The 9749-nt window shown below is 39.7% G+C and carries 14 protein-coding genes; all 14 read left to right on the top strand.

Annotated features, from left to right (window positions below; all coding sequences use genetic code 11):
* The first annotated feature begins 103 nt into the window (after positions 1–103).
* The 14 genes from STRDD10_RS03295 (at position 104) to STRDD10_RS03360 (ending at position 9054) form a co-directional block, all read left to right on the top strand.
* Positions 104–502 carry a PaaI family thioesterase gene (locus STRDD10_RS03295; protein WP_067193116.1) on the top strand — a complete coding sequence of 133 codons (399 nt, stop codon included), beginning with the start codon at positions 104–106 and terminating at the stop codon, positions 500–502.
* Positions 503–595: 93 nt separating this feature from the next.
* Positions 596–2080, top strand: coding sequence for a threonine synthase (gene thrC, locus STRDD10_RS03300; protein WP_067193425.1), 1485 nt, complete (start codon positions 596–598; stop codon positions 2078–2080).
* Positions 2081–2227: 147 nt separating this feature from the next.
* On the top strand, positions 2228–3514 hold the full coding sequence (locus tag STRDD10_RS03305) for an MATE family efflux transporter (protein WP_082782038.1): 1287 nt from the start codon (positions 2228–2230) through the stop codon (positions 3512–3514).
* Positions 3511–4164 carry an HAD-IA family hydrolase gene (locus STRDD10_RS03310; RefSeq protein ID WP_067193118.1) on the top strand — a complete coding sequence of 218 codons (654 nt, stop codon included), beginning with the start codon at positions 3511–3513 and terminating at the stop codon, positions 4162–4164. The genes STRDD10_RS03305 and STRDD10_RS03310 overlap by 4 nt, the downstream gene beginning before the upstream one ends.
* Before the next feature lie 433 nt (positions 4165–4597).
* Positions 4598–4804: a hypothetical protein gene (locus tag STRDD10_RS03315; RefSeq protein ID WP_067193119.1), complete on the top strand. Its 207-nt coding sequence runs from the start codon at positions 4598–4600 to the stop codon at positions 4802–4804.
* 3 nt (positions 4805–4807) lie between these two features.
* Entirely contained in the window at positions 4808–5119 is a 312-nt protein-coding gene (locus STRDD10_RS03320) for a hypothetical protein (RefSeq protein ID WP_067193121.1), read from the top strand.
* 9 nt (positions 5120–5128) lie between these two features.
* On the top strand, positions 5129–5335 hold the full coding sequence (locus STRDD10_RS03325; RefSeq protein ID WP_067193123.1) for a helix-turn-helix transcriptional regulator: 207 nt from the start codon (positions 5129–5131) through the stop codon (positions 5333–5335).
* 3 nt (positions 5336–5338) lie between these two features.
* On the top strand, positions 5339–5527 hold the full coding sequence (locus tag STRDD10_RS03330) for a hypothetical protein (RefSeq protein ID WP_067193125.1): 189 nt from the start codon (positions 5339–5341) through the stop codon (positions 5525–5527).
* Between the two features lie 11 nt (positions 5528–5538).
* The gene (locus STRDD10_RS03335; RefSeq protein ID WP_067193127.1) at positions 5539–5889 is read left to right on the top strand and encodes a PspC domain-containing protein; all 351 of its coding nucleotides are present in this window, start codon (positions 5539–5541) and stop codon (positions 5887–5889) included.
* Between the two features lie 12 nt (positions 5890–5901).
* On the top strand, positions 5902–6660 hold the full coding sequence (locus STRDD10_RS03340; protein ID WP_067193129.1) for a DUF3169 family protein: 759 nt from the start codon (positions 5902–5904) through the stop codon (positions 6658–6660).
* Between the two features lie 19 nt (positions 6661–6679).
* The gene (locus STRDD10_RS03345) at positions 6680–7423 is read left to right on the top strand and encodes a DUF3169 family protein (RefSeq protein ID WP_067193131.1); all 744 of its coding nucleotides are present in this window, start codon (positions 6680–6682) and stop codon (positions 7421–7423) included.
* Between the two features lie 10 nt (positions 7424–7433).
* Positions 7434–8132: a CPBP family intramembrane glutamic endopeptidase gene (locus STRDD10_RS03350; RefSeq protein WP_067193132.1), complete on the top strand. Its 699-nt coding sequence runs from the start codon at positions 7434–7436 to the stop codon at positions 8130–8132.
* 123 nt (positions 8133–8255) lie between these two features.
* On the top strand, positions 8256–8681 hold the full coding sequence (locus STRDD10_RS03355; protein WP_067193134.1) for a MarR family winged helix-turn-helix transcriptional regulator: 426 nt from the start codon (positions 8256–8258) through the stop codon (positions 8679–8681).
* Positions 8682–8691: 10 nt separating this feature from the next.
* Complete coding sequence (locus STRDD10_RS03360; RefSeq protein WP_067193138.1) at positions 8692–9054, top strand: DUF1304 domain-containing protein; 363 nt, start codon at positions 8692–8694, stop codon at positions 9052–9054.
* Positions 9055–9749 lie beyond the last annotated feature (695 nt).

Genomic DNA, 9749 nt, shown 5'->3' on the forward strand with positions numbered 1-9749 from the left:
GTACAGAAATAGGTTTTCCTTCCTTTCTTTTTTTCTTGATTTTACCATATTTTTTTGATAAATTAAAATGAAAAAATATTCTGAATATAAGAAAGGAGAAGAAATGAAAGATTTTCATTTTGATGCGATTGCTGCTTTCGAAAATTATGAAATAGATAAGATGAGTGATGGGGAAGTGATGGTGTCTACTGAGGTAGTGAAGTCATCACTTAATTACTATGGTAATGCTCACGGTGGCTACCTTTTTACTCTTTGTGACCAGATTAGTGGTCTGGTTGTCATCTCACAAGGGTCAGATGGTGTAACCCTGCAGTCTTCTATTAACTATTTAAAAGCAGCTAAACTTGGAGAACATCTAACCATTACGGGGATTTGTGTTCACAAGGGACGAACGACGCGAGTAGTAGATGTAGCCATCCATAATCAAGAGGGAGAGCATATCTGTAAAGCAACCTTTACCATGTTCATAACAGGAGATAGGGGGGAGAAAGTGCGGATTTAGGAGATTTCTTAAAAGAATAGAGAAAAAGAGAGAGTTTTCTGAGGAATTATGGTAGAATAAAGTGGACTAAATGTAATGAATGAGGACAACATGATGACATTGCTTTATCAATCAACGCGTGATGCGAACAATACGGTGACTGCCAGCCAAGCGATTTTACAAGGATTGGCAACTGACGGGGGGCTTTTTACTCCAACTAGCTATCCACAGGTTGACTTGGACTTTGACAAACTCCAGAATGCTTCCTATCAAGAAGTGGCCAAACTCGTTTTGTCAGCATTTTTGGATGATTTTACAGAGGAAGAACTGGACTACTGTATCAATCATGCCTATGATAGTAAATTTGATGATGTAGCTATTGCACCATTGGTCAAGTTGGATGGTCAGTATAATTTGGAACTTTTCCATGGAAATACCATTGCCTTTAAGGACATGGCACTGTCTATCTTACCTTACTTCATGACAACTGCAGCCAAGAAACATGGTTTGGAAAATAAGATTGTCATCTTAACTGCGACTTCTGGTGATACTGGAAAAGCGGCTATGGCAGGATTTGCGGATGTACCTGGGACTGAGATCATTGTCTTTTATCCAAAAGATGGAGTCAGCAAGGTGCAAGAATTGCAAATGACTACTCAAACGGGGGCCAATACCCATGTAGTAGCGATCGATGGGAACTTTGACGATGCTCAGACCAATGTTAAAGTCATGTTCAATGATCAAGCCCTTCGGGAAAAGTTGGCGGCTAATAACTTGCAGTTCTCATCGGCTAACTCTATGAACATTGGTCGCTTAGTGCCCCAAATCGTCTACTATGTCTATGCTTATGCTCAATTGGTGAAGACTGGCGAGATTGAAGCGGGAGAAAAGGTTAACTTTACGGTTCCAACTGGAAACTTTGGAAATATCTTGGCGGCCTTTTATGCCAAACAAATTGGACTTCCTGTTGGTAAACTCATCTGTGCGTCTAATGAAAATAATGTCTTGACAGACTTCTTTAAGACCCGTGTCTATGACAAGAAGCGTGGCTTTAAGGTGACAACCAGTCCATCTATGGATATCTTGGTTTCTTCAAACTTGGAGCGTTTGATTTTCCACCTTTTGGGAAATGACGCTGGCAAGACTAAGGAACTCATGGACAGTTTGTCGACCAGTGGTCAATACGAGTTGACTGGATTTGACACAGAAATCTTAGACTTGTTTGCGGCTGCCTATGCGACAGAAGCTGAGACTGCTACAGAAATTAAGCGAGTTTATGATGCAGACAACTACATTGAAGATCCGCATACAGCGGTTGCTTCTGCAGTCTTTAAAAAATACCAAGCTGAGACTGGTGATGAAGCACCGACTGTTATCGCATCAACAGCTAGTCCTTATAAATTCCCAGTGGTAGCAGTAGAAGCAGTAACTGGAAAAGCAGGATTGAGCGACTTTGAAGCTTTGGCAGCCTTGCAGACTCTCTCAGGAGTGGCAGTTCCACCAGCAGTAGATGGCCTTGAGACAGCTCCTGTTCGCCACAAGACAGTTGTTGCGGCAGATGAGATGCAAAAAGCAGTAGAAACTTATTTAGGTTTGTAATGTGACGGTTAAGGGAGTGGGCTAGAACTCAAAATTGAAAATTTTTAGTTCGTAGTCCAATCATCTACCACATTATTAGTCTATTACGGAACTTATTTGGAGGCTGAAGACGATTGTCCCAGCCTCTTCTTTTTTGAGGAGGATGGTTTGTTTCAAAATCAAAAAGAAATATTAAGAATTGCCCTACCTGCTATGGGAGAGAACTTTTTGCAGATGCTCATGGGGATGGTGGATGGATATTTGGTAGCTCATCTAGGAATCATAGCAATCTCTGGTGTATCCGTGGCTGGGAATATTATCACCATCTATCAAGCAGTGTTTATCGCTTTAGGAGCTGCAGTAGCTAGTCTGCTTTCTAGGAGTCTAGGACAAAGAGATAATGATTCTCTAGCCCATTATGCGAGAGAGTCCATCAAGGTGACTCTTCTGTTGAGCCTTTTACTCGGAGTGTTTTCTGCACTTGGTGGGCATGCGATTTTGAACTTTCTAGGAACAGAAGCAGCGGTTGCTGATGCTGGAGCTCTTTATCTAACCCTGGTAGGTGGGACAACCGTTTTGTTAGGTTTAACCATGACCTTAGGTACCCTGATCCGGGTGACTCGAAATCCACGTCTCCCTATGTGTGTTAGTATTCTTAGTAATGTTCTCAATCTTGTTTTTTCTAGTTTTGCAATTTACGGATTAAAATTAGGTATTGCCGGCGTAGCTTGGGGAACAATTTTGGCTCGTTTAGTTGGAGTGGTCATTCTTTGGCGACAGGTTGATATCACACTCTTAGAATTTGACAAAGGTTTAGATAGAAAACTCTTAGCGCTGGCCTTACCAGCAGCGGGTGAGAGATTATTGATGCGAGCAGGTGATGTAGTTATAGTAGCTATTATCGTAGCCTTTGGAACAGAGATTGTTGCAGGGAATGCTGTGGGAGAAACACTAACTCAGTTTAACTATATGCCAGCCTTAGGTGTGGCAACAGCTACCGTCATGCTGGTAGCCCACTCAGTTGGTATGCAGGATTGGCAAGAGGTAGAAAAGCTCACCAAACAGAGTTATTGGATTTCGCTTGCTTTTATGTTTCCAATTGGTTTGACAATTCTACTTTTGGGTCAACCCTTAACCCAATTGTACACGTCAGATGCCGGTGCTATCGGCGCTAGTCTGACGGTAATCCTCTACTCAGCCTTCTGTATGCCCTTGACCGCGGGAACCCTTGTATATACGGCTCTTTGGCAAGGAATGGGAAATGCACGACTCCCTTTTATGGCAACAGCGATAGGGATGTGGTTTATCCGCATTGTAGCAGGTTACCTGATGGGACTCCCTCTTGGTATGGGCTTGGCAGGAGTCTGGGCTGCAACGCTTTTAGATAATGCTTTTCGCTATTTGCTTCTCTCCTATCTCTACCGTAGAAAAATACAGAAAGAAAGGACATTATGACCAAGATTGCCTTTATTTGGGACCTAGATGGAACCCTACTTGATTCCTATGAGGCTATCCTCGCTGGAATTGCGGAAACCTTTTCTCAGTATGCTCTCCCCTATGACAAGGAATGTGTCCGTACCTTTATTTTAGAAAAATCTGTGCAAGCTTTGCTAGAGCAAGTTGCAACAGTACACGATTTGGACTTAGCAGAACTCAACACTGTGCGTGCCCAAAGCCTGGCAGAGAAAAATGCTCAAGTTCAACTCTTACCTGGTAGCCAGGAAGTGTTAGACTGGGCCAAGCAAGCAGGCGTTCAGCAGTTTGTTTATACCCATAAGGGAGATAATGCTTTTACGATTTTGGAACATTTAGGTTTACGCGATTATTTCACAGAAATTTTGACGAGTCAGTCAGGTTTTGCTAGAAAACCAAGTCCTGAAGCTGCCCACTATCTCATGGATAAGTACCAGCTAGATCCTAATCGTACCTACTATATCGGTGACCGCCAGCTGGATATCGACTTTGCGAAAAATAGTGGTATTAAGAGCATTAACTTCCTTGTAAGCTCCTATCCTCAAAATCAAAAAATCAGTCTTGCGACTGATATTGTTCAAATATTTGAAGATCAAGAAAATTTTAAGTTTCCTTTAAGTTCAAAACAGTAAACTAATACCATCAAATGAAGACCTCCTATATTCATTTGATAGAAAAATCCTAAACTTTTCTTTTTCATAATAATCTCCCATAAGGATCGCCAAATTTGGCGGTCTTTTTTGTTTTTTACCTGCGAAAGCATCTATGACAGCAATATTGTTCTTTTTGACAAATATTTTTATTTTTTTGACAAAGATACTTGTCAAAAAGAAAAAGATGTGTTACAATATAATCAAGTTAAGAAAAGATATATAAAAGAGAAGTAGAAAAACATACTTTACGTAGCTAGATATCTTGACCTTCTCGTTTCTTCTCTACTTTGTGGAGATGATCTTGAAGGATGTGCATCTATTGCATTTCACAGAGCCAGTTAATTCTTCGGTGGTTGTTGCGATTTATGCGGATACAGTTAAGCCTAAGGAAAGAGAATAAAGGGGAATGTTTATGAAACTATTTGTATTTGCAGAAGGGTTGAACAAAGGATTCCTACTGACAGCTAGTGTTTTGCTTATTTTGCATAACATCTGGAGGTTGATTTCTGGTCAAGGGGTTGATGGAGAGCAAGTGTTGCTGAGTCTATTTATAATCGCTCTGCTTGGTTGGAAGAAAGCACCCAGATTTTTTGGAGAAGTATCGGGGAGTAGGAGGTAGTCTATGAGTTTGTATGGTGTATGTCTGGCACTGTTTGCGTTCGTTGCGCTGATAGAACAGGGGAGTAAGATAAAAAAACTGACCAAACGGGTCAGACGCTTAGAAAAACATGAGAAAGGAAGTAGTGCGATGTCACGATTATTAGAAGAATTAAAAGGACAAAAAGCGACAGTCATTATTAATGGTTTTGGTATGGAGTGGGAAATCCTCGATGTAGATGAGGACTGGGTCAAGCTGACCCGGACGGATAAGAAAGGGAATGTGGAGACCCAGTTAAAACGAGTTGAGGACATCCAGTCTGTGAGCTTGAAGTAGGAGTTTACCATGATACTAAAGAATCGGCTCAAGGAGCTGCGAGCCCGTGAAGGGCTCAATCAGACCGAGCTAGCCAAGCTAGCAGGGGTTTCGAGACAGACTATCAGTCTCCTCGAGCGAGGAGAGTACACCCCATCGGTCGTTATCGCCATCACCATTTCCCAGATATTTAAGGAACCAGTAGAAAATGTTTTTAGCCTGGTCGAGGAGGAGTAAGAGATGAAAAAAGAAATCAAGAACAGTTTAGTGGCAATCATTTTAGGGATCGCTATAATTATCGGATTTTTATCGGGAGTTTACTTGGGCTTACATCGTCAGATGAGTTCCGTTAATTTTATTCTACTTTTAGGTGGACTACCAAGTCTTCTGATTCCATTGTGTATTCTGGCTGACAAAAAAAGAAAATGAGGAGAATGACCATGCAAGAATTCATGAAGAACTTTACTTTAGATAGAGAACAGAAAGAAATAGCTGGCGTTTGTGCTGGTTTGGCAAATTACTTTGATATCAAGGTGTTGTATATGCGCTTGATTTGGTTGCTAGCTTTTGTTAGCTCGACAGAGTTATCTATCGTGACCATCGTTGCTTATGCCTATCTAGCAGGTTGGTTATCTCGTGGTGAGTTGTCCTTGGAAGATAAGAAAGCTCGCAATAATGCGATTTACCTCTTTGTTTTCCTAATTATTTTGGTGGGGACTAAGGGAGAGATTATCCACACCATTTATGACTTTGGTCGTATGACAGGTGCTTGGTTAACACAGTTGTTCTAAAAAGGAGAAAGTATGACACCTTTAAAACGTTTTTTACGATTTATATTCTTGATTTTAGTAGGGCTTATGTTAGCTGTAGTCATCGTATTCTCTGCAGGATTTTTACAAGCAGCCTTCTTTGAACATTTTCAGGAAACAGGTTGGCCGTATATTTTGTCCACTTTATTTTTAGGACACTTGGCCCAACTGATGACGAGTTTATTGTTAACTGTAACAGCTGGTTTTGCTTGGCTCTCTTTTAGAGCGCAAAGAAATTCCGTTCGTATCGAAGAGGCTAATGAGGAAGAGAGTTACTTGGCCTACCGTAGCTCCTTTCGTTATCTGGAGTATGCGAGTCTTACCTTTAACTTATCTGGTGCTAGTTTGCTCTTTGCTATCGTGATTGGTGCGCGTCAGCTCAATGAGGAAAATTTGAAATCAAGTTTTGAGGTGCCATTAGGACAGATAGTGCTACTTCTATTAGTACAGTTTGTTATCTGGCGACTGACTCGTCAGCTACGTGACTATAAGATTTCTGTCTTTCCAAGCTCAAAAGAAGTGAGAGACATGATTCAGCACTATGATGAAGGAGAGTTGCAAGCTCATTATGTTCAGAGTTTTGAAACTCTATTTAACCTCAGACAGTACGTTATTCCGAGTCTTTACATCATCTTGATGATTGTAGCATATGTGTCCCCGCTTAGTGGCGTGTCAGGATTTATTATCCTGCTGGTTATCCACTTTTATGTCAATCTATCTAGTTTTAAGATGATTCGGCAGTATTTTAAATAAGAGATAGGAGGAGAAAATTATGAAGTCAGATCGCTATCGTTTTTGGAGAACCACCATCACTCTTGTCATTAGTATGGTACTGGGTGGAGTTGTTGGCTATCTTACTGCAATCGGTGGGGGTAACTTTACTTTGAATCAGTTTCAAATCCAACTCACATCAGTTCAGTATTTAGTGACAACCTTGTCCTTAATCCTTTTTGCCCTTTTTCTCTATTATTTAGCAGAAACCAAAAAACAGGTGACTCTGATGAAAGAGGAAACAGACGATGAACGAGTTGAAGTACGAGATAGAGCATCCGGTCGTGCCTATAGTATTGCTTCTATCTTAATGGGGTTGATAACGGTAACCTTATTTTTAACGCTAGGGATTATGGGACAAGTCATGATGACTGGAGAATTTTCTACCCTCCTTTTTGCTCAATTTGTTCTGATATCAATCTTAGTCATTGTGACCACCAGTCTCTGTCATCGCTCTTTCAAGTTGCTTCATGGACAAAAAATCCCACGGAATTTATCGGTTAAGGAAATGCGTGACTTCACCATGAGTTTGATGGATGAGGCTGAAAAGCAGATTCAGTACGAGGAGAGTTTTGAGCTTGTTTTACGCTTGAATGGCTATGTGTTCCCATTTATTTATATTGGACTTTTGCTTTTATCTAGCTTGTATGATTTGGATATTACTTTAACTTTATTTGTTCTTGCTGGTTTACAGGCTTTCATTGTGTTGAGTCAGTATCGCATTATCAAACGATATTATAAATAAGGAGATTAGAATGAAACAAATAAAAACGATTGGTGTATCTAGTTTAAAAATAGTGGGTTTAATACTGCTGACTTTACTTATAAACAGCATTCCCATGTACTTTCTAGCTTATTCAGCAAGTATTTCACTGATTTTGGAAATCCTTTTCGTCATTCTATATATGGCTTTCCTAATTGTAATTGGTAAACACTTATTTTCTAAGTATTTTAAATATGACTTGAATGCGAAAAAGAAGTTTCGGTTCGGCTGGAAAGATGTCGGTTTTGCACTGTTGTTTGGCTTGCTTGCTAGAGTAGTAGCCGTTTTAGGAGTTATGATACAATATCTTCTTTCAGGGAAGCTTATTTCTGCAAACGACGCATCTTTGCGAGGGATCGGTGCTAACATGTCTTTTCAACATCCCTTCTTTTTGGTCTTGTTTTTATTCACCCTGGTTGTGGTTGCTCCTGTTTTTGAAGAACTAGTCTTCCGTGGTTTTGGAAATCGTCTCCTCTTCAATAAGCTTGTATCTTGGCTTGGAGCTCTAGTTACTTCGATACTCTTTGTCCTTCCCCATGTTCATTCGTGGGCAGAAGTACCAACCTACTTTATGTTAGCCTTGGTTTGTTATGCTTCTTATGCCCGTCGCGGAAATGTCTTGGATTCGATAGTAGTACATATGTTGAACAATCTTTTACCAGCTATTTACATTTTTTTGATGATGTTATAATGTCGCCAGCTTTTAGCTGGTTTTTCTTTTCAAAAAAAATGAGCAAAAAAATTGCAATTTTTTTCTTTGTGTTATACTTGATAAGTCAATGATTGATAAATCAAGTATAATTAAGGAGAAACCATGGCAGAAATCAATGATTTGCTCTACCAGCTACGTTTAGCAGATCAAACGATAACCCAGCTTTTTGAAAAACAACTAGGGATTAGTCTGACCCGCTACCAAATCTTGCAGTTTTTGCTAGAGCAGGCACCGTGTAGTCAGATAACTGTGCAAGAACGCTTGCGAATTGACCAAGCAGCGCTAACTCGTCATTTTAAGATATTGGAGGAGGGCGGTTATGTTAATCGTAGTCGAAATCCAGAAAATCAGCGAGAGGTCTTGGTTCATGTGACAGAATTTGCCAGAGAGCAGCTCGTCACCTATCCCCCTGCTCAGCACTTGCAAGTCAAAGCTCAGATGGAAGATATCCTGTCTTCTGTTGAACAGACTCAACTCAGTCATCTGCTGGAGAAATTGGTTTCTGGCTTAGAAACTATTACATTTTAAGGAGTATACTATGTCAATTTTTACAACTATCTTAGCTACTATTGTTGCTTTAGAACATCTTTATATTTTTTACTTGGAAAGCATTGCAACGCACTCAGACAGTACCAGTCGTGTTTTCAACATGGATAAGGAAGAACTGGCTCGCCCATCTGTCACTTCACTCTTTAAAAATCAAGGAATTTACAATGCCCTTGTCGCTGTCTTTCTCTTATATGGGATTTTTGTCTCACATAATTTGGAAATCGTGACCATCTTTGTTCTCTTTGTTATCGGTGCTGCTAGCTATGGAGCAGCAACTGCCAATAAGAAAATCATCCTAACTCAAGGTGGGCCAGCTATCTTAGCTTTGATCAGTATTCTGTTATTTCATTAAGAAAATCAAACTAGGAGCGGTTTAATTACAGGATAGGCAATAGGTCATCGTCAAATAGTTTAGTTTATTTCAAGTTTTTTATAAGCCCTTTTTAAGATTTTGGGCTACAATACTAGTATAGATATTAAGAATCGTACGAACGACTTAATGCAGTTATAAGTAGGATGTTAACTTCTTTTATAGAATACAAGTCCTAATCGTCTTTTCGGATTGAAGAGAGGGGCTCAAAACTTCTCTAGTGCATTCTCTTTCACCGTCTCTAAAAGAAAATGAGGTAGAAATATGAAAATCTCAGTAAACTATCCAAAAAAATTTAAACCTGCGAAATTAACCCGAACTGGTTACGGAAACTCCTGATAAATCAATAGATTAGTAGTGGGAAAAATTTTATTTAGTTAATAAAATTTTTCTCACATCTGTACCACTCAATACGTTTGATGCATTATCTTAAGATAGTGCTTGAGTGATGTATCATTGCAGTAATCAGTTATTCATTAGTTATTGAAGGTTGGACAGTGTTTGTCCAGCCTTTTTAATTTATCACTCTGGAAATACTAGATAATTTAGGCCTGATTTATTAGAAAATAGGTGGTGCAACTCATCAAGTGTAGGGGAAGGGGATGACAGATGAAACAAAGAGAATTTTTCTTGTTTTTATTCTGGGTGAATTACAAGAATAAGTGCAACAATTACTC

It is taken from the genome of Streptococcus sp. DD10 (genome assembly GCF_001578805.1).
Lineage (GTDB): Bacteria > Bacillota > Bacilli > Lactobacillales > Streptococcaceae > Streptococcus.

Bases quoted from the DNA above. Each gene is read 5' to 3' on its own strand.
- STRDD10_RS03295 (WP_067193116.1), top strand. From the start codon at position 104: ATGAAAGATTTTCATTTTGATGCGATTGCTGCTTTCGAAAATTATGAA.
- thrC (WP_067193425.1), top strand. From the start codon at position 596: ATGACATTGCTTTATCAATCAACGCGTGATGCGAACAATACGGTGACT.
- STRDD10_RS03310 (WP_067193118.1), top strand. From the start codon at position 3,511: ATGACCAAGATTGCCTTTATTTGGGACCTAGATGGAACCCTACTTGAT.
- STRDD10_RS03315 (WP_067193119.1), top strand. From the start codon at position 4,598: ATGAAACTATTTGTATTTGCAGAAGGGTTGAACAAAGGATTCCTACTG.
- STRDD10_RS03320 (WP_067193121.1), top strand. From the start codon at position 4,808: ATGAGTTTGTATGGTGTATGTCTGGCACTGTTTGCGTTCGTTGCGCTG.
- STRDD10_RS03325 (WP_067193123.1), top strand. From the start codon at position 5,129: ATGATACTAAAGAATCGGCTCAAGGAGCTGCGAGCCCGTGAAGGGCTC.
- STRDD10_RS03330 (WP_067193125.1), top strand. From the start codon at position 5,339: ATGAAAAAAGAAATCAAGAACAGTTTAGTGGCAATCATTTTAGGGATC.
- STRDD10_RS03335 (WP_067193127.1), top strand. From the start codon at position 5,539: ATGCAAGAATTCATGAAGAACTTTACTTTAGATAGAGAACAGAAAGAA.
- STRDD10_RS03340 (WP_067193129.1), top strand. From the start codon at position 5,902: ATGACACCTTTAAAACGTTTTTTACGATTTATATTCTTGATTTTAGTA.
- STRDD10_RS03345 (WP_067193131.1), top strand. From the start codon at position 6,680: ATGAAGTCAGATCGCTATCGTTTTTGGAGAACCACCATCACTCTTGTC.
- STRDD10_RS03350 (WP_067193132.1), top strand. From the start codon at position 7,434: ATGAAACAAATAAAAACGATTGGTGTATCTAGTTTAAAAATAGTGGGT.
- STRDD10_RS03355 (WP_067193134.1), top strand. From the start codon at position 8,256: ATGGCAGAAATCAATGATTTGCTCTACCAGCTACGTTTAGCAGATCAA.
- STRDD10_RS03360 (WP_067193138.1), top strand. From the start codon at position 8,692: ATGTCAATTTTTACAACTATCTTAGCTACTATTGTTGCTTTAGAACAT.